This is a genomic window from Allomesorhizobium aridi (assembly GCF_043769475.1).
Taxonomy (GTDB): domain Bacteria; phylum Pseudomonadota; class Alphaproteobacteria; order Rhizobiales; family Rhizobiaceae; genus Allomesorhizobium.
This window is the reverse complement of sequence record NZ_CP171729.1, coordinates 409491-435855: the sequence shown is the minus strand read 5'-3', so window position 1 is coordinate 435855 and position 26365 is coordinate 409491. Positions and strand designations below refer to the sequence as shown.

The 26365-nt window shown below is 58.7% G+C and carries 24 protein-coding genes and 3 pseudogenes; 10 read left to right on the top strand and 17 right to left on the bottom strand.

Translation table 11 applies throughout. The features are described from left to right. Positions 1-4: 4 nt before the first annotated feature. Both ACG873_RS04000 and ACG873_RS03995 read left to right on the top strand, forming a co-directional pair. The gene (locus tag ACG873_RS04000) at positions 5-1108 is read left to right on the top strand and encodes a carbohydrate ABC transporter permease (RefSeq protein WP_394893339.1); all 1104 of its coding nucleotides are present in this window, start codon (positions 5-7) and stop codon (positions 1106-1108) included. A gap of 14 nt (positions 1109-1122) precedes the next feature. Continuing rightward, entirely contained in the window at positions 1123-2040 is a 918-nt protein-coding gene (locus ACG873_RS03995; RefSeq protein ID WP_394890544.1) for a carbohydrate ABC transporter permease, read from the top strand. Here the strand turns inward: ACG873_RS03995 and ACG873_RS03990 are convergent. The 5 genes from ACG873_RS03990 to ACG873_RS03970 all read right to left on the bottom strand — a co-directional run bounded on the left by ACG873_RS03990 (position 2006) and on the right by ACG873_RS03970 (position 4690). Next, positions 2006-2155 (bottom strand): SEC-C metal-binding domain-containing protein, encoded by a 150-nt coding sequence (locus tag ACG873_RS03990; protein ID WP_394893338.1) that lies wholly within the window; start codon positions 2153-2155, stop codon positions 2006-2008. The genes ACG873_RS03995 and ACG873_RS03990 overlap by 35 nt on opposite strands. A gap of 144 nt (positions 2156-2299) precedes the next feature. After that, on the bottom strand, positions 2300-2500 hold the full coding sequence (locus ACG873_RS03985) for a hypothetical protein (RefSeq protein ID WP_394890543.1): 201 nt from the start codon (positions 2498-2500) through the stop codon (positions 2300-2302). A gap of 598 nt (positions 2501-3098) precedes the next feature. Next, a complete protein-coding gene (locus ACG873_RS03980; protein ID WP_394890542.1) occupies positions 3099-3707 on the bottom strand; it encodes a deoxynucleoside kinase in 609 nt (202 codons plus the stop codon). A 574-nt stretch (positions 3708-4281) separates the two neighbouring features. Then, the gene (locus tag ACG873_RS03975; RefSeq protein WP_394890541.1) at positions 4282-4518 is read right to left on the bottom strand and encodes a hypothetical protein; all 237 of its coding nucleotides are present in this window, start codon (positions 4516-4518) and stop codon (positions 4282-4284) included. Beyond that, on the bottom strand, positions 4502-4690 hold the full coding sequence (locus ACG873_RS03970) for a hypothetical protein (RefSeq protein WP_394893337.1): 189 nt from the start codon (positions 4688-4690) through the stop codon (positions 4502-4504). The genes ACG873_RS03975 and ACG873_RS03970 overlap by 17 nt, the downstream gene beginning before the upstream one ends. Before the next feature lie 297 nt (positions 4691-4987). Here ACG873_RS03970 and ACG873_RS03965 point away from each other — a divergent pair, with 297 nt between their 5' ends. Continuing rightward, positions 4988-5434, top strand: coding sequence for a MucR family transcriptional regulator (locus tag ACG873_RS03965; protein WP_394890540.1), 447 nt, complete (start codon positions 4988-4990; stop codon positions 5432-5434). Positions 5435-5831: 397 nt separating this feature from the next. On the opposite strand, the pseudogene ACG873_RS03960 reads toward ACG873_RS03965, so the two are convergent. The 10 genes and pseudogenes from ACG873_RS03960 to ccoN all read right to left on the bottom strand — a co-directional run. Next, a pseudogene (locus tag ACG873_RS03960) lies at positions 5832-6092 on the bottom strand (transcriptional regulator); the annotation flags it as partial. A gap of 111 nt (positions 6093-6203) precedes the next feature. Further along, a complete protein-coding gene (gene ubiM, locus ACG873_RS03955) occupies positions 6204-7385 on the bottom strand; it encodes a 5-demethoxyubiquinol-8 5-hydroxylase UbiM (RefSeq protein ID WP_394893336.1) in 1182 nt (393 codons plus the stop codon). A gap of 558 nt (positions 7386-7943) precedes the next feature. After that, positions 7944-8099 (bottom strand): cbb3-type cytochrome oxidase assembly protein CcoS, encoded by a 156-nt coding sequence (ccoS, locus tag ACG873_RS03950; protein WP_394890539.1) that lies wholly within the window; start codon positions 8097-8099, stop codon positions 7944-7946. Beyond that, positions 8096-10384, bottom strand: coding sequence for a cation-translocating P-type ATPase (locus ACG873_RS03945; protein WP_394890538.1), 2289 nt, complete (start codon positions 10382-10384; stop codon positions 8096-8098). The genes ccoS and ACG873_RS03945 overlap by 4 nt, the downstream gene beginning before the upstream one ends. Beyond that, complete coding sequence (locus ACG873_RS03940) at positions 10381-10878, bottom strand: FixH family protein (RefSeq protein ID WP_394890537.1); 498 nt, start codon at positions 10876-10878, stop codon at positions 10381-10383. The genes ACG873_RS03945 and ACG873_RS03940 overlap by 4 nt, the downstream gene beginning before the upstream one ends. Further along, positions 10875-12440: a cytochrome c oxidase accessory protein CcoG gene (gene ccoG, locus ACG873_RS03935; protein ID WP_394890536.1), complete on the bottom strand. Its 1566-nt coding sequence runs from the start codon at positions 12438-12440 to the stop codon at positions 10875-10877. Before ccoG ends, ACG873_RS03940 begins: the two co-directional genes overlap by 4 nt. A 202-nt stretch (positions 12441-12642) precedes the next feature. Continuing rightward, a complete protein-coding gene (ccoP, locus tag ACG873_RS03930; protein ID WP_394890535.1) occupies positions 12643-13506 on the bottom strand; it encodes a cytochrome-c oxidase, cbb3-type subunit III in 864 nt (287 codons plus the stop codon). 2 nt (positions 13507-13508) lie between these two features. Then, complete coding sequence (locus tag ACG873_RS03925) at positions 13509-13658, bottom strand: cbb3-type cytochrome oxidase subunit 3 (protein WP_394890534.1); 150 nt, start codon at positions 13656-13658, stop codon at positions 13509-13511. An 11-nt stretch (positions 13659-13669) separates the two neighbouring features. Further along, entirely contained in the window at positions 13670-14401 is a 732-nt protein-coding gene (gene ccoO, locus ACG873_RS03920) for a cytochrome-c oxidase, cbb3-type subunit II (RefSeq protein WP_394890533.1), read from the bottom strand. Between the two features lie 10 nt (positions 14402-14411). Next, positions 14412-16022: a cytochrome-c oxidase, cbb3-type subunit I gene (ccoN, locus tag ACG873_RS03915; RefSeq protein WP_394890532.1), complete on the bottom strand. Its 1611-nt coding sequence runs from the start codon at positions 16020-16022 to the stop codon at positions 14412-14414. A gap of 138 nt (positions 16023-16160) precedes the next feature. On the opposite strand from ccoN, the gene ACG873_RS03910 reads away from it, so the two are divergent. Next, positions 16161-16517 carry a hypothetical protein gene (locus ACG873_RS03910; protein ID WP_394890531.1) on the top strand — a complete coding sequence of 119 codons (357 nt, stop codon included), beginning with the start codon at positions 16161-16163 and terminating at the stop codon, positions 16515-16517. 179 nt (positions 16518-16696) lie between these two features. Here the strand turns inward: ACG873_RS03910 and ACG873_RS03905 are convergent, their stop codons facing one another. Next, the gene (locus tag ACG873_RS03905) at positions 16697-17425 is read right to left on the bottom strand and encodes a Crp/Fnr family transcriptional regulator (protein ID WP_394890530.1); all 729 of its coding nucleotides are present in this window, start codon (positions 17423-17425) and stop codon (positions 16697-16699) included. Between the two features lie 155 nt (positions 17426-17580). Between ACG873_RS03905 and hemN the strand changes: the two are divergent. The 6 genes and pseudogenes from hemN to ACG873_RS03875 all read left to right on the top strand — a co-directional run. Continuing rightward, positions 17581-18933 (top strand): annotated as a pseudogene (gene hemN, locus ACG873_RS03900) (oxygen-independent coproporphyrinogen III oxidase). A 602-nt stretch (positions 18934-19535) separates the two neighbouring features. Then, complete coding sequence (locus ACG873_RS03895) at positions 19536-20378, top strand: DNA adenine methylase (protein WP_394890529.1); 843 nt, start codon at positions 19536-19538, stop codon at positions 20376-20378. Beyond that, entirely contained in the window at positions 20375-21574 is a 1200-nt protein-coding gene (locus ACG873_RS03890) for a metallophosphoesterase family protein (RefSeq protein ID WP_394890528.1), read from the top strand. The genes ACG873_RS03895 and ACG873_RS03890 overlap by 4 nt, the downstream gene beginning before the upstream one ends. Further along, positions 21574-23454 carry a hypothetical protein gene (locus ACG873_RS03885; protein ID WP_394890527.1) on the top strand — a complete coding sequence of 627 codons (1881 nt, stop codon included), beginning with the start codon at positions 21574-21576 and terminating at the stop codon, positions 23452-23454. The genes ACG873_RS03890 and ACG873_RS03885 overlap by 1 nt, the downstream gene beginning before the upstream one ends. Beyond that, on the top strand, positions 23438-24370 hold the full coding sequence (locus ACG873_RS03880) for a hypothetical protein (protein WP_394890526.1): 933 nt from the start codon (positions 23438-23440) through the stop codon (positions 24368-24370). Before ACG873_RS03885 ends, ACG873_RS03880 begins: the two co-directional genes overlap by 17 nt. A 558-nt stretch (positions 24371-24928) precedes the next feature. Further along, positions 24929-25104: pseudogene (locus ACG873_RS03875) on the top strand (ATP-binding protein); the annotation flags it as partial. Between the two features lie 22 nt (positions 25105-25126). Here the strand turns inward: ACG873_RS03875 and ACG873_RS03870 are convergent. Beyond that, positions 25127-26161: a hypothetical protein gene (locus ACG873_RS03870; RefSeq protein ID WP_394890525.1), complete on the bottom strand. Its 1035-nt coding sequence runs from the start codon at positions 26159-26161 to the stop codon at positions 25127-25129. Positions 26162-26365 lie beyond the last annotated feature (204 nt).

Genomic DNA, 26365 nt, shown 5'->3' with positions numbered 1-26365 from the left:
CGCGATGAGCCAGGGCGATCTCCTCAACGTCGTCGTCGAAGACGACATCTCCGACCGGCGAAAGCGCTTCGGCCGCGGCCTCGTATGGGGTTCGGCGGCGATCCTCTTTCTCGTGGTCCTCGCGCAGATTCTTCAGGCGAGCGAAGTGACGGACTTTGGCTTCGCCAATTGGCGGCCAACCCTCTACGCCTACATCCTCTGGTCGGTTTGTCTCTGCTGGAGCCAGGTGCTGATCCGGGGCGAACACGGCAAAAGAACGCTCTTTGTCCTGCCAGCCGCACTCTTCGTCGTCTCGCTCACCGTCTTTCCTCTTCTTTTCGGACTGCTGATCGCCTTCTCCGACTGGAATCTCGCCTCGCTGACGGGCCGCAAGTTCAACGGATTGGACAACATCCGTCAGATGTGGGCCGATCCTTTCTACTGGAACGCCTTGCGCAATATGGTCTGGTACTGTCTGGCCATCCTGCCGGAATACGCCGTCGCCTTCGGCCTGGCCCTCCTGCTGAATGCGGAGATCCGGGCCCGCAAATTCTTTCGCGTCGCCTTTCTTCTGCCGCTGATGCTGTCCCCCGTCGCCGTGTCCTGGATGATCGGCAAGTCGATGTTGGAACTCCGCTTCGGCCCGATCGCCAGGCTGGCGCGCTGGCTCGGCTGGGACATGCCGTCCTTCTTCGGGTCGCCCGGCGTGGCCAAGGCGACTATGATGCTGCTCGACGCGTGGACGTTCATCCCCTTCATGATGATCATGATCCTTGCAGGCCTCCAGGCCATTCCCAAGGAGCTCCATGAAGCGGCGCGCGTCGACGGCGCCAGCCCGTGGAAAAGCTTCTGGGAGGTGACCTTCCCGCTGATGCTGCCGGTTTCGGTCACCGCAATCCTGATCCGGCTGATTTTCAAGCTGAAGCTGGCCGACATCGTCATCACCATCACCTCCGGCGGTCCCGGCGGCGCGACGGACACCGTCACCTCCTTCATCTTCCGGGAGTACCGCGACCGGTCCAACGTGGGCTATGGGACGCTTCTCGCGATGGTCTATCTGGTCATCATCATCGTCACGATGACGATCCTCATGAAGCTGGCGCAGCGTTTTGCGAGGCCGCGCACATGAGCGATGCCGCGCAAATGAACAAAGCCATCTTTCGCGACAGCGAAGCCGATCGGTCGTTCCGCGCAAGCTGGTTTGCCGGCAGGACGGTCATCTATCTGCTTCTGATCTTCTGGACCGTCGTCTGCCTGTTTCCCATCTATTGGACGGTGACGACGAGCTTCAAGATGGCGCCGAACGTCATGCAGGGCGCGCTTGTTCCGTGGGTCGACTACAGCCCCGCCTGGCTGGGTTGGCGTTCGCTCGGCCTGTCGCCCGAGACGATCGGCGCCGGAAGCACCGTTCGCGACGAGTTCCTCAAGCGCTTCCTCAACTCGACGATAACCGCGCTTTCCGCATCCTCCATCGCGGTCGTGCTCGGCTCGCTCGCCGCATACGGGCTGTCGCGGTTCTCCTACAAGTTCGGCTTCATGCGCAATGCGGACATTTCGTTCTTCTTCCTCTCGCAGCTCATCCTGCCGCCGGTCGTTCTCGCCCTGCCCTTCCTCGTTCTCTACAAGCAGCTTGCCCTGCTCGACACGCGCATCGGCCTGATCCTTCTCTACACACTGACCGTCTTGCCGATCGTCATCTGGATCATGCGGGACCAGTTCGAATCGATCCCGATGGAGCTCGAGGAGGCGGCGCTGGTCGACGGGCTTTCGATCTGGGGGGCGTTCTTCAGCGTCATCCTGCCGATCGCGCTCCCCGGCATGATCGCAGCCTTCATCCTGAGCCTCGTGCTGACCTGGAACGAATATTTCTTCGCCGCCCTGCTGACCTCGACGCACGCCAACACGTTGCCTGTCATGGTTGCTTCCCAGACCGGCAGCCAGGGCATCAACTGGTGGTCGATGGCCGCGCTGTCCTTCGCCGCGATCCTCCCACTCATCGTGATCGGCATCGTGCTGGAGCGTTACCTCATAAAGGGCATGACGGCTGGGGCGGTGAAGTAGGGGCAGTCGGGTTTAACCAATCGCGGCGTTCAGCGACCGTGACACTTTTTGTATTCAGCCCGCTTTGACATGGACAGGGATCGTTGCGCCCCGGTTCGCGCCCGATCCGAGTCATCTTAGGTGCCTGACCGGCCGGACGCTGGACGAACGCTTCCGCACGCTTTTTCATCCTTTCCGCATCCTGATAAACTGGGCATTGTCGTCGGTACGCCCGGTAGGTCTGGTGACCTCGAATATATATGCCGTCTTGTAGGTGCCCTCAGCATTTTGCTTCGACCATTACCTCGGTCATGTCGGCAGTGGGCGTGAAGAGTGCTGCGGCGCTGGCTTTATCGTTGACTTTCTGCCAGTCGATCTTGTCCCCCGACCGCTGCAGCCAGATGAAGAAGGGCGTGTCACTTCCGTAAAGAAAGTAGCGGGCGGGATGCTGGTTCAGCGACTTGCGAAGCTGGGCAAGCATCGTTGCAAGATCGCTCCGGCCTTCCTCGCCAAGGTTCCGAATGTGACTTTCGGCTGAAAGCCATCCCGAAGCGCGGCTGGCATCGAGCGCTCCTAAAAGCTTGAGCACCTCCTGCGGGAACTTCTGTGCGGGAAATGACTGCTTTCCCAGTCTTCGCCCTCGTACTCTCGGCGGCGTCGGATGGGCCTAAATCATTCCCACTCGATGGTCAACTGACGCCGTAAGTCATTGATTCCTTCAAAGAAACTTCAATCGGAAAATTTCAAATACCGTCAATAATACCGTCAGATTCCTACGCTGTTGAAAAGGCTGCAACAATGTAGCCGCCGTCGCGGCATGCATGGTTTTGACTCCATCGTTTCCTACGTGCCACCGCGCGAGGTCAAGGCGCTCACAGCCTAAAACCACGATGCGTTGTGTGCGCACTTGCCAACACGCCGATCAGCTGCCGCCGGGAAGATATCGGACATGGTTCGGAGAACGATGGACGACGTTAGACCACATCATGCCATAATGGCCTCCAAATTCGACCAACAAGTGCTTGGCGTGACCACCCTGACGTCTCCGTAACCAAATCGGTCGCTGCGCCGGAGTCTTCTCAGGAGTGATGCTCAGCCGCCAGTCTGAAGAGGCTCTTGAGCGTTCTCCGGTCGCAAGCCGAATTGTCGATTCTGATCGCTGCCCCGTTTCGTCCGCGAAACCACTCCTCGTACAGGGCGACCTGGCGCTCGAGGTTGTCTACTATCAATCGAGGGTGTCCGACGTCGATGACGCGGTTTGTAAGTACGTCCAAGCGTGGCGAGAGGTAAATCACAAGGTCCGGCTTTGGCAAGTCCGCAATGATGTTCTCGGCCAGGAAGCGGAGGCGTGCATAGGCGCTGTAATCCAAAAGGCCGCGCTCATGGTGCATCTTGCAGAAGATGGCTATGTCCTCGTCTACGCTGCGATCGAACACGACGTTTTTGCGCCCGGCGGCGATCCGCCACTGCGTCGCTCGCGACAGAATGATAGCCTCTTGCAGGGAGGCGCAGTGTTGTGCCGGATCACGCCGAAAGGCCTGGAACAGGTCACGGGGAAGTTCTTCCCGTATGACACGATAGCCTGTTCCACCCATTAGCCCGGCCAGAGTGCTCTTTCCCGAGCCAGTCGGACCCGAAATCCAAATTATCACCAGGCAATCCTCCGCCCGCTGCGCCGCCGACGGCATTCAATCTCATAGCAATGACTGAACCTTTAGCGGACCTCTTTCAAGCAGGCGAGTCTAGACGCCCTTGGTCGCCAGGGGTTCTGGGCCGGCCGTTCTCCCGGCCGCTTGAGTTCGAGGAAGTCGCCGCCGAAACGAGGCGCCGCCCTCGGGATGGCATTTCCCGCAGCTGATCTTTGGGCGAGACAATGCACTCAACTGGCAGGACTGGTTCGCGCCACTGGCGGGTATCATGCCCGCAAGCAGTCGGCCGCTCGCCCGCCGATGACTTCTGCAATGGCAACCGCCCCACTGTCCATTCATGGCGCCACTTTCAGCAGATCGAAGCCGAACAGGCCAAAAGCAGCGGCGAGGACCTGGCGCGGTTCCTTTTTGTTGCGGGTCTGTCCGCCGTCCGAGGACATGAGGTTGAGCCCCTCACCGACCAGCTCTCTTGGGGCGTTGGCGGGTAATATCCGAGGAAGATCCCATCATCGCCCGATCGGTGGCTACCACCACCGTAAGGTAGTCGTTGGACCGCGTCCGCCATAAGCTGGTCAGTGCGAAACCACGCTCCCGTCGTGCTCAACGACGGCGCTCAGCGATCCAGGGCGAAGGAATGGCGAACGATCCTCGCTGAAGACATCCGCCTCGTTTCCCTGTCTCCCCTTCCATACCCATTGGAGACGATGAGTGCGATGTCGTTTTTACGAGCTCGCTGAGTCAGAAAATCTAGGTCAACGCCCGTGTTTGCCGGCGCGAGGAGGATGTCCGCGCCCGAGACTGCCGCGAGTCGGGCGAACTGCGGGTAGAACAGGTCAGCACAGATTACCACCGCTATGGGTCCATGGGGCGTATCGACCGCAGGGATCGGTCCGCCCGGACGCTTCGATCAGCGTATTGCGTTTGCGGTACGTGCCTGCAACCTCTCCGTCCAGACCGATGAGAACAGCTGAGTTGAAGTACTGGTTCGTCGCGGTGTCGAACTCGGGAAGGCCGACAACGATGTAGGTCTGTTGGAGGCCCGCCGGTCCGGGACGTCTGTGCGCGCTTCGTCAACCATTGGGATGTTACGCGTCTACCTACGGCGGGCCGGCGGACCGCTGGTTCAGGCCAGTTGGCTCACGGAGGGCGGTGAGGCTAGAAGACATCACCGCGGCAGATGATCCTTCGGCCCCATCGAGCCAAATCCGTTTGGCTATTCCGAGTCGAGCAGCAGTGAATTAATCAGCGACCGATAGGGTTGCATCTTACCCAAGAAGCAATATCTACGCGCTGGGCGATAATACGAGGGAATTCCGATTATGACCGACGACTCCAACAACACCGACACCATTGAACTGACCGCAGACGTAATCTCAGCTTACGTCTCGAAAAATCCGGTTCCAGTGTCGGAGTTGCCTACTCTAATCGCGCAGATTCACCAGTCTCTGACCGGGCTCTCAAATGGCCAGGCGACGATACCGGAAGAAAAACTTGTACCCGCCGTTCCCATCAAGAAATCGGTGACGCCGGACTACATCATCTGCCTCGATGACGGGAAGAAGTTCAAATCCCTGAAGCGGCATTTGAAGACAACGTTTGGGATGACGCCTGAAGAATACAGGGCGAAGTGGAATCTGCCGACCGACTACCCAATGGTCGCTCCGTCGTACGCGGCGACGCGTTCAGAACTCGCCAAGAAGATAGGCCTCGGCCGCAAGCCCAAGGCCGCGGAACCTGTAAAGCGGACGCGCACGAAAGCCGCCTAGTCGCAAGAAGAGGCGGGTGATGAGCCCGCCTCCGTTGTGTTACTGAGTTGTCACTAGCTCCCCGCGATGATGCTTGCGACGATCCCGATAGCAAGGCTGATCAGCAGGAACTCGTTGCCGACCCTCACCCACTGCCGGACACGCCGAAGGGGATTGGGAGAGCCGATCGACGATTGCGGATCTGGAACAATGAACGCGAGAGCCGCATGAGGCCAGCCATTTCGTGCTGAAGCAGGAATTGGCCGCGGCGGGGATTGTATTCACCGAACGAGGCGTAGAGTTTCGCGAACTCCCGCCGAAGCACTACGTTCCGACTGGACATCCATAAAAACCGACCAACAAGCATCAGCGGCCGGCGACAATGCCTCTGCCGATAGCAGCGATCGTTCCTTAATCAGAGTTCGATCTGTCGCGATCCGCCTTGCCGCGCCGACATGTCAACCAGGAATGCGGCGACGCGTTCAATGGCGTTTTGGCCGCCGAGGACCAGCAGGTGCTCCTGCGCCCTCGTCAGCCTCTTGAGCGCCGACAGCAGCAGGTGGCTGGATATGTCCGTTCCGGGGGGCGAACCGGAATGTGCGGATGGCGGTGGCGTTGATCGCCCCGGCAAAGAAATGATGCGTAAGCCGAATGTCTCTGCTGCCAGATGCAGGATTGACTTGTCATAGATCAACAGATCTCGAGACGCTCGCGCATAGACGGCGAGATAGAAGCGGAGCCCGTGGCGAGATAGCGTCCTCAGCGCGGTTAACGTTATGGTGACCGTGGTTCACCGCCTCAGCATCGTCGAAATGCCATGGCGGACAAAGGGAAGATATTGGCCAAAGCGAAGCCCCGCATGTCTTGCAAGCCGTGCCGCCGGGTGCTCGCCTGAGTAGAGTCTGACGAGTAAATTCGTAGCATAATACAGCGGTGCCGCCGACAGGCGCAGCCAGCTTTCGTACCTGTAGAGCATGTCGGGATCCGCAATGTCGCGACGGTCGCGACATGCTGTCAATATTCTATGGGCGAGTTGCTTCTGGCCGCTTAGGCCAATGTTGAAGCCGTGCGCAGTCACCGGGTGCATGCCAATGGCAGCGTCGCCGATGAGTGCGGCGCTCGGAGCCCAGAACTGGTGCGCCCACGTCGTGACGAGCGGATAGGAATGGCGGTTGCTTGTCAAGGTCATGTTTCCGAGGCGCCCTTGACACCGGTTCGTCAATTCCGTCAGGAACAAATCGTCGTCGAAGGCAAGCAGTTTATCGGCCTCGTTTGAGCGCAAAGTGAGAAGCAGCGACGACACGCCTTCCATGAGCGGCAACATCGCTACGGTCTGATGGTGATCGAACCATTCGACTGCGATCTGGTGATGGACGCGCTCGTGCCTCACCCGGCAAATCAGCATCGAGTTGCCAAGCCGATTGATGTTGGCGCCGATGCCGAGCAGGTCGCGCGTGGCGGACAGACGTGAATCCGCTGCGACCAGAAGTCGAGCGGTCAGCTGCCTGCCATCGGAGAGTGTCATGACTGCTCCTTTGTGGCTGTTTGTTGCATCGACGACCGAGTGGCCGCACAGCAGCCGGGCATGATCGTGCGAGCGGACGATCTTGAACAGGGCATCGCGGATCCGGCAATTTGGAACCAGAACTCCCAGTGGTTCCCCAGATCCGCTGGGAGGATCGAAACACAGAGCGAAAGCGCTCGATCCATTGAGCACGCGCGCGCCTTGAATCGGTGATTTGTCCGAAGCGGGAATGGCATCCCAGGCGCCGATCTCACGAAGGATTCTGATGGAGGCGTGGGTCAGCGCGATCTCGCGTCCGTCGAAAGCCGGATCCGCCAGCCTTTCCAGGGATTGCTGTTCAACAACCGCCACCTTGAGTTCGCTCTGGGCAAGCGATGCGGCGAAGGAGAGTCCGACCGGCCCGGCGCCGACGACAACGATGTCGAACCTTTCGTCGGAGCAGGCCATCAGCGTGCCGCCATCACGTCGGCCATCTTCGTAAGATGCTGGTGGCTGCGTTTCATTGCCCGCCGCATGGTTCAAGCTCCTGGGCAGTGGAGATCCGCATCAATCGCCAACAAAGGATGCAGTCTCATCAAACACGGGCGCGGCTGATCGAACCGGTCCAGCTTTGGCCATTCTTCGTGTCGGTCTCGATCCAGACTGGTCGCCGAGGTGTTCGGCGGCGCGATTCGTCGAAGGAGACCTGGCCCGACCGCTACCATGAAATATCCAAAAACCGCCAAGACGATGAGAGGGCCGACCAAACTGTCCGCTAGACATGCGTTCTCCTTTGAAAGACTGGTCGACGTAACCACGCCGATGAGAAGATAATCTTGATATGGATCAACCAAACACGACAAACCCGGCAACGGCGGGTTCACGGTCGATTGGTCGATCGCCCCGACAATGTTGGCCATGGTCTGTTCAGATCATCATGGAATGGCGGGCTTTCCCGTCGGTGCGCCCGGCCAGACTCAGTCGTCAGACGGCCAGCGTCCGCAGTCGTCGGCACAGCGATCTGGGTCAGCGTTCCGGCTTGTCCTCCCGGTCGATGAGGATGCGCTCAGCGGCCCCATCAAGATCCTCATATTGACCACTCCTCAACGCCCACAGAAAGCCGGACAGCCCCAGTGCGCCAAGGAACAGAGCTACTGGTATGAGGTAGACGAGCGTCGTCATGAACGCTGCACCGATGCGCGAATGCCGGAACGCCTTGCTGAAGGAGCCCTCGTGACCTTGGCGAGCACAAAGCCCTGCAGGCGCAACGCATTTCCGATGACCAAAAGCGACGAGGCGGACATAGCGATTGCCGCGATCAGCGGCGTGACATGGCCCAGAATGGCAATCGGCACCGCGACGGCGTTATAGACGATCGCAATGACGATGTTCTGCCGGATCAACCGCCCGGCTTTCCTGGAGATGTCTAGCGCGCGCGGTATTGCCATGAGGCTGTCGTGTAGGAAGACGAAATCGGCGGCGCAGCGGCCGATATCGGCCGCAGTCGCCGGTGCGATCGAGACATGCGCCGCGCCCAGCGCAGGCGCATCGTTGAGGCCGTCGCCAACCATCAGAACCTTATGTCCGTCTTTCCCGAGCGTCTCGATCCGTTCGACCTTGCCGGAGGGGAACATCGCGGCCGCGAAGCGGTCGACGCCCAATGTTTCGGCCACCTCCCCGCAGGCTTTTGCCGTGTCGCCCGACACAATTTCCACCGACAGGCCAGCATCTTTGAGTTGCTCGACGGCTGCCTTGGCATCGGGGCGGAGTGCATCCTCGAAAGCAAAGGATGCGGTAATGATCCCATTCTTCGAAAGGACCGTCCCGCCGTACCCGCCTAATTTGCCTTCGCCGCCAGTTCGGGCTTTCCATCCTGCCCATCCGCGCCGGCCAAGACGCCAGATGTTTCCGGCCAAACGGGCTTCGATCCCGAAGCCCGGATGCTCGCTGACGGATTCGAGCTTGGGCTGGCCGGAAAACTCTGCATAGCCGGCAATCGCGCTTGAAAACGGATGACGGGAATGCGCGGCCATGTCGGCCGCGATCGCCAGCATGGTAGAGTCTATGGAGGCGGCGTTGACAAGATGTGGCTGTCCGAGCGTAAGCGTGCCTGTCTTGTCGAATACCGCCGTGTCAACCGCCGCCAGGCGTTCCATGGCCGAACCATCCTTGACCATGATGCCGCTTTCGAACAGGCGCCGCGCCGCGACCACCTGCACGATCGGGATCGCCAGGCCGAGCGCACAGGGGCACGTGATGATGAGAACGGCGATGGCGATGGTTAGGGCGCCGTACCAGTCACCAGTCGCCGCCATCCAGCCAAGGAAGGTCACAAACGCGGTGAGATGGACCACCGGAGCATAAAGCGCCGAGATGCGGTCGGCGATCCGGCGATACTGCGCGCGGCCGCCTTCGGCCGCCTCCATCAGCCGGACCATTTCCGCCAGGAAAGAATCCTTCGCCGCGGCGGTCGCAACCATGGTCAGCGGGCCGGTAAGATTGAGGGTGCCGGCCTGTACCTTTTCCCCGGGCGCAACGGTTCTGGGGGCGCTCTCGCCGGAAACGAGGGAACAATCGAGGTCCGACGAGCCCTCAACGATGTTGCCGTCGACGGGGATTCTTTCACCGGCCGCGATCAAAAGCTGCATGCCCGGCTCAATCTCGCCGACCGGCAGGTAGTCGCGTGTGCCGTCGCCGCGAAGCACCATGGAACCGCGCGCCGCCAGCCGCGACAGGCCGTTCACGGCGGTGCGTGCCCGCTCCCGCATCACGTGATCCAGCGTTCGGCCAATCAGCAGGAAGAAAAGCAGTGACACCGACGCGTCGAAATAGGCGTGGTCGCCATGGTTGGCGGTCTCGTAGAGGCTCATCGCGTAGGCGAGCGAAACCCCGACCGCGATCGGCACGTCCATGTTCATGCGGCCATGGCGCAGCGCATTCCACGCCGAGCGGAAATAGATGCTGCCAGCAAAGGCGAGGGCCGGGATGGCGATCAGGGCCGAGATCCAATGGAACAGGTCCCGGGTGGCACCTTCGGCACCGGACCAGACCGACACCGAAAGCAGCATGATGTTGCCCGCCGCGAAGCCGGCAACCGCGACGGCCCGGATGAGTTCCGAAAGCGTCTTGTCCTTCTCGTCCATCACAGGATCGAACAGATGCGCCTGATAGCCCAGCCGTCCAAGCGCGGCGACGAATGATGGGACCTCGTCCCCACGCCACCGCACCGAGACCCGTTTCGTCGACAGGCTGACGCGGGCGCCCTCGACCCGATCCAGCTTTCCAATCGCCGTCTCGATGGTCTGGATGCAGGCCGCACAGTGAACCGACGGCACGGAGAGATCGGTCTGATACAGGTCGCCCCCGAGCGAGCGGCTCCCCAGTTTTATTTCCTGGCTCGACGGCGAAACAGGTGCGGCGCCGGCAACATCAAGTGCCATTTCGGCGCCCGGCGCACAGCAGCTCATTGCCGCGCTCCCCGAGAAATCATGATCCGGCGAACGTCGCGATAGGATTCCGCAAGGCCGGCATCGGCATGGATTTCGACGATCCAGACGCCATCCCTCGGCGTATGTGGCGCGGCGAATATCTGACCGGAGGCACCAGCAAGAGTGACGGTCTTGTCCCCCGCCTCATAGGCGGGATGACGAAACAGCACCTTCACGCCGTGCAGGGGGACCGGCTTGCCGGCAGCGTCGCTGAGGCTGTAGCGGACTTCGCCTGCCGCGATCGTCAGTTTGCCGGTCCAGCCCAGCGCCGCCTGCGCCCGGCCTTCCCTGGCCTTCTGATTGAATTGCTGGCTGGCCACATAGGTGTTTTCGACGACAAGTCCGGTCCAGCTCGTCGTGGCGAACGTCGCCATGGTCACATTGACACCGGTGACCACCCCGAAAAAGGCGAGGATGGTGAACAGCATATGCCTGCCTGTGAACTCGCGGGGCTTTTGGGTGTCGCCGCTCATGTGTGGGCCTCCGGTGCGTTGAAACTGGCCTTGTATTCGTTGCTCTCGAAGCTCGCCTTATCTTCGACGCGGAACTTCAAGGTCTGCACCTCGTCCTTGACCTTGTCGGCCGGCAGACGAACGAAAACCTTGAGCACTTTCAGCCGGTCGGCTTCGGCCGGAATGGCGAAGGAGCGGCCGGCGGGAAGGTCGATGCCGACGATGCTCATTTCGGCACCCTGCAGTCCCTGCAAGCTGAGGACGATAGTCCTCGGTTCGGGGATCATGTTGAGCAGCTTGACGGTATAGCCGTTGCGGATCGAGCCGTCGGACAGGGTCACGAATTGCGGGTTGCGGTCGTGCAGAACGTTGATTTCGAGCCGGTCTCGCGTCAGCAGCGAATAGAGCATCACAAGCCCGACCGCCGACCAAGCGCCCATATAGATGAAGGTGCGCGACCGGAAGACCTTGCGAATTTGGAAATGCGCCAACCTGTCGGAGAAAGCGCCGCGGGCGGTCCGAACGAGAGTGGGATCGATCGGGCGCGTGCCGCCTGCTGTCGCTACCGCCATATTGGCGTTGTAGTCAGATAGCGTCGCGTAGGAGATGAGCCCTCGATCCCTGCCCAGCTTGTCCATAACGGCGTGGCAGGCATCGATGCAGAGCGCGCAGGTGATGCATTCAAGCTGCTGGCCGTCGCGAATGTCGGTGCCCATCGGGCAGACCGCGACACAGGCATTGCAGTCGACGCAGTCGCCGACCGGCTGACCGGCTGCCTGAACCTTCTTGGCATGACGCGAACGGGGTTCGCCGCGCCAGTCATTATAGGTCACGGTGAGCGAATTCTCGTCGAGCATGGCCGCCTGGATGCGCGGCCACGGACACATATAGGTGCAGACCTGCTCCCGCATCAGTCCGCCGAATGTGTAGGTGGTCGCTGTCAGCACGGCGATGGTGGTGTAAGCAACGGGCGCGGCGTTGCCGGTGAAGACTTCACCTACTAGCGTTGGCGCATCGGCGAAATACATGATCCAGGCACCGCCGGTCGCGGCCGCTATCACCAGCCAGATAGCGTGACTCCAAACGCGCAGCACGAGCTTGCGCGCCCTCCAGGGTGTGGCGTCGAGTTTCATGCGGGCGTTGCGATCGCCCTCGATCGCGCGCTCAACAACCAAAAACAGATCGACCCATATGGTCTGCGGGCAGGTGTAGCCGCACCAGGCCCGGCCGATCGTCGATGTGATCAAGAACAGGCCAATGCCGGCCATGACCAGCAGGCCGGCCAGATAGTAGAATTCCTGCGGCCAAATCTCGATGAAGAAGAAGTAGAAGCGGCGGTTGGAAATATCGACCAACACGGCCTGATCCGGGGCAAAAGGTCCACGCTCCCATCGCAGCCAAGGCGTCAGATAGTAGATCCCTAGTGTGATCGCCATGACCAGCCATTTGGCGCGGCGGAAGCTGCCAGAGACCCGCTTGGGGAAGATCTTCTTGTGTGCGGCATAGAGCGGCTGACTTGTCTTGGCGGAGATGACCGCCTCGTCTTCGATCCGTTCTACCTGAATGTTGTCCAGCACGAGCATCTCCAGTCGCGCAGGTGATGATTTGGCGTGCGACCGAAACTGCTTGGCTGACGTCCGGAATGCAACGTTGAGCAAGTTTGCCGCATGGCGGGAAGCGCTGCATTGATGCAGGTCAAATCGCCGGACGTCGGAGTGGTGTCGAGGCCCGGCTCGCGCCGGGCCTCGTCGCTTGGCGGGGGGGCCGGAGGACAGGCTTCTCTTCCTATTCTCCGCCGCCAAGCGAATGGATGTAGACCGCAAGTTCCTTGATCTTGGTCTCGCCGAGACGCTCGATCCAGGCCGGCATAACGCCGTGCTTCGGCGCGCGGACCTGCGCGGCAATAGCCGCCTCGCCCGGTCCATACAGCCAGATCGCGTCGGTCAGGTCGGGTGCGCCGATCTCCCTGTCGCCCTTTGCGGTCTCACCATGACAGGCAACGCAATTCTCGGCGAAAACCTTGGCGCCGGCTTCGATCAGCCCTGCGTCCTGGACCGGGCCGGACAGGCTGGCAACGTAGGTGCTGACCTGCGCGATCTGATCGGCCGTGATGATGTCACCGAAAGCGGGCATTTCCGACATGCGTGTATCCGGGTCGGACGCGAAGCGGACGCCGTGGGCAATGGTTTGCTGGATCTGCTCGGCCTTGCCGCCCCAGAGCCAGTCGTCGTCATTGAGATTGGGAAAGCCTTTGGACCCTTGCGCGCCCGCGCCGTGGCACTGCTCGCAATTGACCTTGAACGCGGCCCCGCCGGCAGCGACAGCAAATTCGCGCAACCCGTCGTCGGCAGCAATCTCGGAGACGGTTTTCAACTTTATCGCCGTGATATATTTGGCCTTGGCGGCCTCTGCGGCCGCCAACTTGTTGTTGACGTCGTTTCGGCTTGAAAAGCCAAGCACGCCCCTCGTGGCGGAAGTCAGCATCGGCCATGCCGGATAGGCGATAGTGTAGCCAATCGCCCACGCGATGGTGATGTAGAAGGTGATGACCCACCAGCGCGGAAGTGGGTTGTTGAGTTCCTTGATACCATCCCACTCATGGCCGGTCGTTGAGATGCCCGAGACCTCGTCGATGTGCTCTCTGCTCATGATCAATCGTCCTTGAGAGGAATTTGAGCGGCTTCATCGGCATGCCTGCGGCTGCCGGGACGTAGGACAAAGGCAATGCACCCGACGAAGAAGAGCGCTATCGCGAGCAGGCCCCAGCTGTCGGCGAATTCCCGCATCAAATTGTAGTCCATGATCACTCTCCTCAGCGGTGGCCGGCGGCTTCATCGTAGGTCTTGAAATCGACCAACGTGCCGAGCGTCTGGAGATAGGCGACCAGGGCATCCATTTCGGTGACCTTCTGCGGGTTGCCGTCGAAGTCGCCGATCTTGGCCTTCGGATAACGTTTCTCAAGGCCCGATGTGTCGGCACTCGGATCGGCCTGCGCCATGAGATCGGCATTCGCGTTGGCGATCATGTCGTCGGAGTACGGAACCCCGACGCGCCTGTTCGCGATGAGATGCGTCGAGAAATCCTTCAGGTCGATCGGTGTGTCCTTCAGGAAGCCATAGCTCGGCATGAGCGATTCCGGCACCACCGAACGCGGCTCGGTAAGATGCTGTACGTGCCATTCGTTCGAGTATCGACCGCCGACCCTGGCGAGATCCGGTCCAGTGCGTTTCGAGCCCCACTGGAACGGGTGATCGTACATCGACTCGGCCGCCAGGCTGTAATGACCGTAGCGATCGACCTCGTCGCGGAAGGGGCGGATCATTTGGCTGTGGCAGGTGTAGCAGGCCTCGCGCACATAGATATTCCGCCCGGCGAGCTCGAGCGGCGAATAGGGTCGCATGCCTTCGACCTTCTCAATCGTATTGTCGAGATAGAAGAGTGGCGCGATCTCGACGATGCCCCCGACCGTCACCACAAGGAGGGACGCAACGAGGAGGAGCGTGGCGCTCTTCTCGATGACCTTGTGTTTGTCCATCAATCCCATGTCCGGCTCCTTATCGCGCAGGCTGGATGGCGGGGGTGGAGCCCGGCATCGGCTCCTCCTCGCGTTGATAGCCAAAGATGGTCATGGCGATGTTCCAAGCCATGATCAGGGCGCCGGACAGATACATCGCGCCGCCGATGGCACGCATGATGTAGTAGGGATGCATGGCGGCGACGGTTTCGGCGAAGGAGTAGACCAGAAAGCCCTGCTCGTCGTACTCGCGCCACATCAGTCCCTGCATGATGCCGGAGACCCACATTACCGCGGCGTAGACAAGAATCCCGAGGGTCGCCAGCCAGAAGTGCCAGGTGACAAGCCGCAGTGAATAGAGCCGTTCACGGTTCCATAGCTTCGGCACCATGTAATAGATCGCGCCGAACGAGATCATGCCTACCCAGCCGAGCGCGCCGGAATGGACGTGACCGATGGTCCAGTCGGTGTAATGCGACAGCGAGTTGACCGCCTTGATCGACATAATCGGGCCTTCGAAGGTCGACATGCCGTAGAAGGCGATGGCCATCACCATCATGCGGATAATCGGATCCGTGCGCAGCTTGTCCCAGGCGCCGGACAGCGTCATCAGGCCGTTGATCATGCCGCCCCAGGAGGGCATCCAGAGCATGATCGAAAACGCCATGCCGAGCGTCTGTGCCCAGTCCGGCAGGGCCGTGTAGTGGAGATGGTGCGGGCCTGCCCAGATGTAGAGAAAGATCAGCGCCCAGAAGTGGATAATCGAAAGGCGGTAGGAATAGACCGGCCGGTTCGCCTGCTTGGGCACGAAGTAATACATCATGCCGAGGAAGCCGGCGGTGAGGAAGAAACCGACGGCGTTGTGGCCGTACCACCACTGAGTCAGAGCGTCCTGCACGCCCGAAAACGCTGAATAGCTCTTGGAGCCCAGGAAGGAGACGGGCATCGACAGGTTGTTGATCACGTGCAGCATCGCGATGGTCACGATGAAGGACAGGTAGAACCAGTTGGCGACATAGATGTGCGGTTCCTTGCGCTTCACGATGGTGCCGAGGAACAGGATGAGATACGCAACCCAGACGATGGTCAGCCACAGGTCCACATACCATTCGGGCTCGGCATACTCGCGGCTCTCGGTGATGCCGAGCAGGTAGCCTGTCGCTGCCATGACGATGAAAAGCTGGTAACCCCAGAACACGAACCACGCGAGATCGCCGCCGAACAGCCGCGCACGGCAGGTGCGCTGCACCACATACAGGGATGTGCAAAGCAGCGCATTGCCGCCGAATGCAAAAACGACGCCGGACGTATGCAGGGGCCGCAGGCGGCCGAAATTGAACCAAGGCTCGATGTTGAGATCTGGATAGGCCAGCTGCAGGGCGACGAACACACCAACCAGCATGCCGACGACGCCCCAGACCACCGTTGCGACGGCCCCGTAGCGGATCGGCCCATCCATGTAAGCCGAGGGATCAACCGGGGTCGCCGGTTTGAATTCCGTATTGCGCAACAGGAGCGCCGCAAAGCCGGCAAGGACGAAGAACAACACCCACATATGCTGGCGGAAAGGTTCATCCACGCCCAAGCCGGCAGCTACAAGCGCCGCAAAGGCAAACAGGCATAGGAGGACGATCTCTGTGCCGAATTTCATCGCAAGTCCCCGATCTCGGATTCCGGCGGACGCCAAATCCGCGGAGCATGAATTCCGCAGCCGCGGGCCGCTCGCCTTGATCCATGTCAAGTCGGCACGATTTGCTATGGGCAGCACCGAGCTCGGTGCAATCAAAAGGTGACGATTGAAGGGGGAAACACAGCACGGGCCGCCGCTCATGGAACGTCCGGCGTCCCGGGACGGGCCAGCCTGAAGGCGGTTCCGGGCGATGTGATGAAGCGCGCGCATTGGGAAAAACTGAGGCTCTGCGACGCGCTGGAAAGTATTGCCGATGCTTTGCGAACATCGATCGCTTCGGATGACTCGGAACAGCCAACGATCGTTCCGCTGATTCGTGGCATTCATCGGTTTGAAGAGTCGGTCATCTTCCCGGCGTATCAGGCGTACTTCACGTTGACCGATGCCAATCTTGCCTCCATCAGCCGGTTGAGTGCCGAGCATTTCGAGGACCAATGCTTTCGCCCGACGAGGTGACCGAACGCTCCCGGCGATCGGCCTTGGATGCCGAAGCTGTCGGATCATGCTAAGCGGCTTGGTCGAAGGCTCGCCGCGACACATCGCGTTTCGGAACGCGAGCATGTCCTGCCGCGGGTCGGCCTAAGCGATGTGGGGTCCTGTCGCTTAGGTGTTATAAAAGGGCGGTTGCCGCCGCCTCAGCCGCCGCAGCGCTGCTCCAGCCGGCTCACGCTGTCCACCGTCACATGGCGTTTGTTCTCGATCCGGATCACGCCGTCAGCCCGTAATCGTGTTAGTTGGCGGCTCACGGTCTCGACAGTCAGTCCAAGAAAATCAGCGATATCCGCACGCGTCAGCGGCAGATCGAAGCACGCCGACTTGGCCGCCGGATCAACCGTAGGGTCGATATTCCGCACGATCATCAAGAGAAAGCTCGCCACCTTTTCCGGAGCGGTCTTGCGTCCCAGTGTCACCATCCATTCGCGCGCTCCGTCGAGTTCGTTCAGTGTCTGCTTGAGCAAGCGGTGCTGGAGCTCCGGTGATTCCTTCATCATCCGTTCGACGGCTGTCTTCGGAAACGAACACAGGCAAACGGTTGTTGCCGCCTCCGCATTGATCGCACTTTCCACCTCGAAGGGCCGTCCCAGAAAATCGGGTGCGAACTGGAGCCCGACGATTTGCTGGCGGCCGTCCGAGAGGCTCTTCGTGAGCTTCACCACGCCCGAGAGCAGGTTTGAGTAATTGCAAATGGCCTCGGCGTTGCCGATCAGTTCGACCCCTGGCTCGAGCTTATGTCTGGACGAAGTTTTGGCGAGTCCAATCAATTGGTCGGGATCGAGCGCACCGCAGACGCCGCGATGCCGTGCCTTGCAACTCTGGCAAAGAACGGGAATGCGGAAATTGTGAATATCCTGGCGTACTGTCATTACCACCATCCAACGAGATCCAAGGCCGGCAGGATAGCAACCGACCGTAGAGAAATCCTGCGGCAGTTTGTCCGTGGCGGAAGTTGTCCGAAATCAAGGTCTTGGCTCGCCCTTGCGTCCAATGTTCCGGTGATGCACACACGGTGGACTGCGACATGCGAGCGGAATTAGCTGCCAGACTTAGGGAGAACGTCCCGCGCTATAGCAGTTATCCGACCGCGCCGCATTTCCATCCTGGCGTCGATGTTGCCGCTTACGGTGGCTGGTTGCAGGCGTTCGAAGGCGGTGACGCGATATCGCTTTACCTGCTCCCTATTGCGACAGGCTCTCCTGGTTCTGTGCTTGCCATACCAAACAGACGCGCCACTATGAATCGGTGACCGCTTATCTGCGCTCGCTATATGCGGAGATCGCAACGGTTGCGGGTCTTGTCAGGGGCAAGGCCTTCGTCGGCGCAAACACTTCGGTGGCGGCTCGCCGACCATGCTGAAGCCTGACGACATGGTGGCTCTGGGCGCATTTTTGCGGGACGGCTTCGATTTGGTTCCCGATACGGAAATCAGCGTCGAGATCGATCCGAACGATATGGACAATGCTCACCTGGACGCGCTGGCCGAAATCGGCATGACCCGGGCGAGCCTCGGCGTACAGGATTTCGATCCGAAAGTGCAGAACGCGATAAACCTCGAGCAAAGCTTTTTACAGACCAAGGCAGTCGTCGATGGAGTTCGTGCACGCGGCGTCGTATCGGTCAATCTCGATCTGCTTTACGGCCTGCCGCACCAGAGCACGGAGAGCGTCTGTTCCACCGTCGCACAAGCGCTGACTCTGGAACCGGACAGGATGGCTCTCTTCGGCTACGCTCACGTACCCTGGTTTAAAAAGCATCAGACGATGATTGACGACTCATGGCTGCCAAGTCTGGCAGAGCGGCTCGCCCAATCGCAACTCGCTGCGCGAGCGATTGTGGACAAGGGATATGAAGCAATAGGGCTCGATCATTTCGCCTAGCCGGGGGATGCGCTGGCGGTGGCGGCCTGCACAGGGGTTTTGCGTCGCAATTTCCAGGGCTACACGGAGGATCGCTGCGAGACCTTGATCGGACTTGGCCCGTCATCCATCAGCCATTTTCGCCAGGGCTTCGCGCAGAACATACCTTCGACCGGCGAGTACGGGCGCATGGTTGCAAACGGCGGATTGGCGGCTGTGCGCGGCATCGTGCTGTCCAACGACGATCGCGTCCGAGGCTGGATCATCGAGCGGCTGATGTGCGACTTCGCCTTTTCAGCGACCGAGCTGGTGGAGAATTTCGGAAAAGCAGGCCGGAGGCTCCTTCTTCAGGCAAGCTCCATCGCAATTCATGGTCCTGCTCGACTGCTTGACCGCCAGGGCGACAGTTTCGTCGTGCCGCCAGAAAGTCGTCCCTTCGTGAGGAGCATCGCGGTGAAGCGGTGAAGTTCGATAATTATTTCGAAAGTGGGACGGCCAGGCACTCGGTGGCAATCTGAGCACCGGTCCTCTCGCTGCAGCACTAAAAGAAAGTCAAAGGGGCTCCCTTTGGAGAGCCTGGCAGGCCCGGAGGGTCGACGTTTTCTACAGGAAATCAATCTGTTAGCGGCCGGTTCGCCACCCCGTTTCCCTCGTATGTTCTCGTATGGTCTGGCGAACCTCTTGATCAAGATAAGGACTGATTTGCGACTGAAGACCCGAGCAGTGAACAAATTAGCAGGCGATATTTTTGTAGCCACCCAGCACCTGGTCATGGCCAAACCACTTCTCAGATGTCGCATTCGGGGCCGGTTGCGGACTGTCAGGTTTTTGGCTGGGACTTGCGGTAAGCTGCCGTCCTCCAGCCGACCCGTTGCGATCTTTCTGGCTAGTTTGCGGCGACCTGAGACCCACGATTCGAACGGCACTGGGGTTTCGGCTTGGTCAAGTTGTACAATCAACTTTCTTCCAGCGGAGATCTGCGCAGTTGCATCTGACCAGCTTTTCCGTTTGAAGGTCGTTTCGAGACACTCCGCTTGATTGAGAATCAGCTATACAAATCGCTACGGAGCACACGTAGTAATTCCGGCCACCGCTGGCGATTGCGACACTGAAAGGTTCAATGACGCTATCGTCAGATCAAACCCCATCTGAGAATTCACTGCCGCTGCTACGGTGGGCAGGTAGCAAACGTTCGTCTGTTCATACCCTGGCGCGGTTTTGGGCCGAAGATAGGACGTACATTGAGCCATTCTGCGGCTCGGCTGCTTTAATGTTTCACCTTCAACCGCGACAAGCCATACTAAACGATGTCAACAGCAGGTTGATTAACTTCTATCAGCATTGTCAGGCCAACCCAGAACGCGTTTGGTCATTAGCATCCGCGATCAGCCCAGATAGAGACACATACTACCAGACCAGAAGTCTTTTTAACAGTATGGGCGCTGGCGAAGATCAGGCCGGAATCTTCTTTTACCTCAATCGCACATGTTTTAACGGAATATACCGAACAAATCAGCAAGGCGATTTTAACGTACCGCATTGTGGGAGTAAGATGTCTGCATTCCCTACTTTGTCGGATTTTAAGCAGAAGTGTCGAGTAATTGAGAATGCTCGCTTTGACGCTTGCGATTTCGAGCAGACATTTTCGCAGCATATTTCGCGGAGTGCCTTTTTCTTTGTTGACCCGCCGTATACGAAAGATTCTGGTCGTATCTTCACAGAATACGACCGAAAGGAGTTTCGTCTTCCTGACTTTACCCGACTACTCAACTGTCTAAAGCAGGCGGACATGGTTGGCGCCCGCTTTGTGCTTACGTACGAGGACGGCGCACTGACATTTGACCCCGCAGATCTCGGCTGGAACACGTCGACTTTCACCGTCACCCGCAACGTTGGCGGCTTCCGAGCTTCTCGAAAGATTGCTCGTGAAATTGTCGTTACCAACTTTCTCGTGCAGCGATGACTAAATTTCTCATTGTCAGCGACATTCATGCATATGTCCGCTCGAAGGACACGACAAGTGTCCCTTCACTCGTTGAGGTTCAACCGGATGGAAAGCCGTCGAACATTCTACGAGAGATCGCGAAGCTTTTGAAAGACGAAGATCTGAGACCAGATTGGCTCGTTTGCCCAGGTGATCTTGGCGATCGAGCCTCCCCGGAAGCACTTAAATTCGTTTGGTCAGAACTTGTGTGGCTTCGCGACGCCGTTGGTGCCCGATACCTGATCGGGGCTGCGGGAAACCACGATATGGACTCCCGTTTTATAAATAACAACTTCAGTCCTAAAGAGAATCTACGCGCTCTTGACCCTCCGTTTCCAGGCGTAACGCTGTCTGACAGCGATAAGTATTGGGGAAACGACTACTGTATTTATACTGATAACGCGTGCCGCATCGTAAATTTAAACAGCTCTGCTTTTCACGGATATGGGCCAATAATCGATGGTAAAGCAGGCGAGAATGAGTATGGTCGAATATCGGAGAGAACGATCAACAGGATTGTTGCGGAAGTAACAGACCGAGCCTATCGGACGAATATTTTGTTGACTCACCACCACCTGATCAAGAACGATCATATGTGGATGGGTGAGCAAAGCGAAATGCGAGGCGGCAATCGCTTGCTGCATCAACTCACAGAAGCGACCCAAGCCAGTTGGATCGTGATCCACGGTCACCTCCACTATCCAGACATTGACTACGGACGCGGCTCATCATTAGCGCCAGTGGTGTTGTCTGCTGGCAGCGCGGCCGCCACCTATGACGCGGGTAGCTCAGCATCCCCACCAAACCAGATCTATCTCCTCGACACTGAGTCTGACCCCGGCCAGTTAGATGGCTGGCAGCCATGCGGCACAGTACATGGGTGGTACTGGTCACACGATGGCCTTTGGGAACGCTCGCCGCCGCGCCATCGAATCGCATACGGATCTGGTTTTGGATCTAGGCTAAACCCCAAGCAAGCTGCAGACCGGTTCGAGAGCGCCCTCAAGGGCTCAGGCCAGCCCTACATGAATTTCGATGAAGCTTTCGCCAAGGAACCACTGTTGAAGTTTCTCCTGCCGGCCGATCTGGACCTTGCAATAAAAGAGCTGACACGGAGAGCCTATAAAGTCACGATCGCACCTGTCCGGTCTCAAAGTGTCTTACGGCCACTGTGATGGAAAACGCACTATTTGGCACATACAATGCGAGATTTATCGACTTTCCCACGGTCGGTGAGCGCTTCGTTATGCGTGATGACGCCTTTCATCAGCTGGCCGGTCACAATAACGTGCTAATGCTGGGACCCCGCGGAAGCGGAAAAACTACCCTTTTGAAGATGCTGAAGATCGGCGCGCAGATTCGCGCTGCGCAACGCTTTCACCGGGTATTCAAGCAAATTCGGTATACACCCGTGTACGTCGGAGCAGACAGGCAGTTCGAACTGCTGGTCCGGGGCGTGGGAATAAAGGCGGAACCGTTGCATCCAGCGATGGAGCGTGCGCTTCGGGCTCTAATGACCATTCGTGTGCAGTTCGCACTACTTGATACATTAGCCGAGGTCACTGACCCTGATACTGAAAACAACGCCGCTGTATCGCATCAATTCGTAAAAATGACCCGCGGAGCAGAAGAAACGTTCTGCCTTTTGCTCAGCCGCGCTTGGTCTATCGAGTCCGACGTACGCAATACGATGGAACTCCGTGCTGAACTCTGGGCGCGGATCGAAACCATCAACAACAACATTAGCCTGAGCCGAGTACAGCGGACCTTCCCGGCGCCGATAAGCTACTCCGCGGACCCCCTGACATCTATCGCTGCCTTCGCAGACGCATTTGAAAGCACGGTTGAGAAAAAGGGTCGCATGTGGTGCTTATGCGTTGACGAACTAGAGATTATGCCGGCCTCGATCCAAGAGTACTTTTATCTTAACCTTCGATCGACGCATCAGAATATACTTCTAAAGTTGGCTACGAGCCCTTACACGCCGTCTTTTGAAACGGATGACCGTGGCGCCTCCCCAATGGACGGCCATGACTACACAGTGATTAACCTCTCGGATCGGTCTCGCTCTGAATCCAACAAATTCGTACGGCAGCTTGTTGCAAAGCTTCTCAACGCTGAAGATTTACCGCCCAATACCAGCATGGACAGCATGTTAGGGCGATCGCCAATAACAAACGAGACCGAAACGGCGGAGGCCCAGTCCGCTTACCGAGCGCCAAACGGCGCCCACTACCGGCGATTTAAGGAACTTGCCGCCAAAAACAACACCTTTGCCGCGTATCTCGATCTGCGATCAATAGATATCGAATCGCTTAACGACATGGGGGAGTCGATCAAAGCTGCGGCGGCTCGCAAGATAATTTGGCCGGTTGCGCTACACCTTGTCTACGGAAGCAATCAGGCGTTCCGGCTTGGCGACGTCGTCGCAAATAGGCCAACATCAACGAAACGCATTCCAGAATATTACACGGGGTCGGACGCGATTGTCACAATGTGCGATGGAAATCCTCGTGTGACAATAGGACTATTTCGTGACCTAATAACTGCCTACAAAAAGAACGCGATGCGTCGCGTTCCACGCTCGGTTCAGTCGCAAATTGTTTCCTCAGCGATAGATAAATTCCTGAGCTTGCTTTCAGCTATCCCGGCGCCAACTCTTGACGGGTCGAGGGATAACACTTCGCTGTTTGAGCTGTTTCAGAAGATCAGCGACTATGTACTGGATCGTAACTACTCTGATGCGTTCACACCGGAGTTAGTCGGCACGTTCGTAGTCGATGATCGCGTATCGGGTCCGCTTCGGGTAGCCATCGGGCAGGCGCTGAATCAAGGTGCGTTTGTCATGATCGAGAACTCGCGAGGAGATGCAAGCTTTGGTGCGATAGAACGGTCGCGATTACGGGTATCGTATCTGCTCAGCCCTTACTTCCGCTTGCCACTGATCGTCGCCAGTCCGGTGAATCTCAGTACGGTTCTAAGACACGCTCCGGTAGCAAAAAAGCGGGCTTCTGGCCCGCCCACGATGGGAGATCTTTTTGGTTCCCTCGATTGATTATCGATTGACTGCCGCTGAATTTGAGAGCCTTGGGACCGAGAACCCTGAACTGTTCGTGTATGCTGTGGGATACGAACAGAGATCGAGTTTCGCTCGCAAATTTGTACGAGCTAAACGTTCTGCGGCCTTTTTGTACGGATCCCGCGGACGCTTCTCCTATGATGCCAATCTCGTGGCTTTTGAGGAGCTGGGTGACGCCGGGCTAGCCCTGGACCTCTCTAACGTGGCGAGTACCGTCACAGAAGCCTATGTTGCGCGAGGCGATGGACGCATCCACGTGGTGCTGGACGTCTCGTGTCTGAACAAGAGCATCATAGCGGGTACCTTGGCTATCTTGATGGAGTTGTCACAACAGGTAGCAAAAGTTTCTGTCGTTTACGTCCCAGGAGCATTTGAGGAGCCGGCACTTTATATGGTTCCTGCCCAGTATTTTGGCCCGGCAATACCACAGATGGCGGGTAACGTAGGCGAACCCTACAAAGAGCGTTGTCTAATCATGGGTGTGGGCTATGAATATGGCGCAGCCTTGAGCGCGATCGAAATCATTGAGCCAGATCGAGGTTTCTATTTTCACCCAATTGGCCGATCTTCAAAGTATGAGCCCGCCGTTCGAGCAGCGAATTTCAATTTTGACTTCGGGCTAGGAAAATATGCGTTGCAGTCTTATCGAGTGGATGATCCGGTTGCACTCCATGGTCGTTTACGAGATGTCGTAGAATCGTTTCTTGACCGCGGCACAATCACGATTGTCCCATTTGGGCCGAAAATTTTCAGTTCAGTCGCATCGCTGTTGGCGCTGAGGTATCCCCAACATATTTCGTTGCTACGCTATTCTCTCGCATCAACCGAAACTGCTCGTGACACACAGCCCGATAACTACGTCGTTATGTACCACATAAACTTGGCCGCATAACAACTGCCAGCTCTACTGTTCCCGAACGCCGGCCGGCTGGCTGCTTTCAGGCTGAGGGGCCGACCCGGGGGCGCAAAGCTGAGCCGCAGTCTGGCCCACTCCAGCGTCCGCTTTCAGGTAAAGGCAAAGTTTGCCTGAACGTCCGGCATGGGGCGCGAAGCGGACGAGGCCGACGCCGGGTTGTGAGGATTGCAAGAGGACAGCGGCTGCTGCTGTCGATCGGCGTGGGGGTCTCAGCGCCGATCGGCACGATAAGCCGTTGAAATCTCAGCGGCGGGTGGGGTCACACTGTGACGCCGGTTCACACCGAAGCGAGCTTTCAGTTCCACACCGCATCTCTACGTCGTTATGCACTGTGACCCTGTCTTGATTGGCGATCTTGCCCCAGACACCCAATCCGGAACCACACAATCGGGACAAGTCGCCAGATGGGGTCGTACAGCTCGCGCTGCCTGGACGACCGGTCAAAGGCCGTTAGTAGATCGCACGCAACGTTGATTGCCCTCATGCTGCTAGCGCAAAAAGGAGCATGACCAGGCTTGGCCCCCTCGCCTGTGCCTCACCCGCCTAAACTTCACCGTGTTCGATCAGCTCGGTTATATCCCGTTCGCAATCCGGCGGGCAATTGCTCTTCCACCTGATCAGCAGGCTCCACGAGCGCACTTCGATCATCGTCACCACCAACCTAGCGTTCAGAGAATGCCCCCGCCGTCTTCGGCGACGCCAAGATGACATGATAACATTCCGCTGTGGGACTCACGCGCTCGGCGTATTCGCTGCGATCTTCTCAGAAATGATAGCCGCCGCCTTCGCCGCGCCGGCGTCGCTCGGGTGGATCTCGTCGTCATTCCAGTCCGTCGCCGCCATCAGCGTCGGGCGCAGATTGACATAGACGATCTTGTAGTCGGTGTGCGCTGCGTTTTGCCCAGCCACAAACGACTTGAGCCTGACGTTGAACCGGTCGACCATCGCCGCGACGATTTTGCGGGCGAGGCTGCTCGTCGCATCGAAGCCGAGCGCCTCGAGTTTCGATCCAATGTATTCTCCGCCTGGGCGGGGGCGCGCATGGCCGTAGCCGTGCACATAGAGCGTCGCCTTCGGATTGACGACCGATCGGACGTGGCCGCCCAGCGTCTGGTAGTGACCGATGACTTGCCCAATAGCGCCGTCGAAAGAGGCCTTGATGAAAGTGTCGGCATCGGCGGGATTGGTGCCCGGCGCATCGCGTCGTTTGACATGTTCACCGACGGAAGCGAGCACGTCGTTGCCTCCGCCCGAGAATATGAAGTGACGATAGAGACCCGATCCGAGGGGTACGAGATAGTTCTTCTTCTGCGTCGTCACCATAGGGCCGATTTCCGCGCCCCACATCGCCACGCCGGGTATCTCGTAGGTTTTGCGCAGGACATCGACCAGATCGTCCGGATAGGAGGTGGGCCAATTCAGGTTCGGAAGCCGAAACCACGAATCGCCTTCGGCCAGCACGCGCATCTTCGCCGCCGCTGCGATGGTCGAGCGGGCACCGCTGCGCGACCGGGTCACAGAGCCAGGAGGGGACGCCGCGCCGCCCTCCGCCGCGAAATAAAGCCGCGTCACAGTTCTGGCTGTCGGCCGCTTGCCTTCCTTGTCAACCAGATCCGTGAGCTTGAAAGCCGGAACAAACGGCTTTGTCTTGGCATTGTCCGGGACAAAGTAGTCGCGCAGTTCGCGGACGGTCAGTTCACCCGATGTCGCGCGCCTTCGAAGCTCCGACAACGAAATCGGAGGAGACTTTGCTCTAGACGATGACATCACAACCTCCCCCTGAAGTCGTCAACATTCGAGTTGGCGCTTGGAAACGTATGTACCAGCAACCGGCGACTTGTGAAAGCATCCCTTTTTCTACGGCGCGCCTCGAACCCGCCACCGCCTTGTGCGTCCCGTCGCAATAGATGTTGATTTCCGCTGAGAAATGACTCGGGACGTGGAGTGCGCCCCTGAGGGTGGACAGATCGG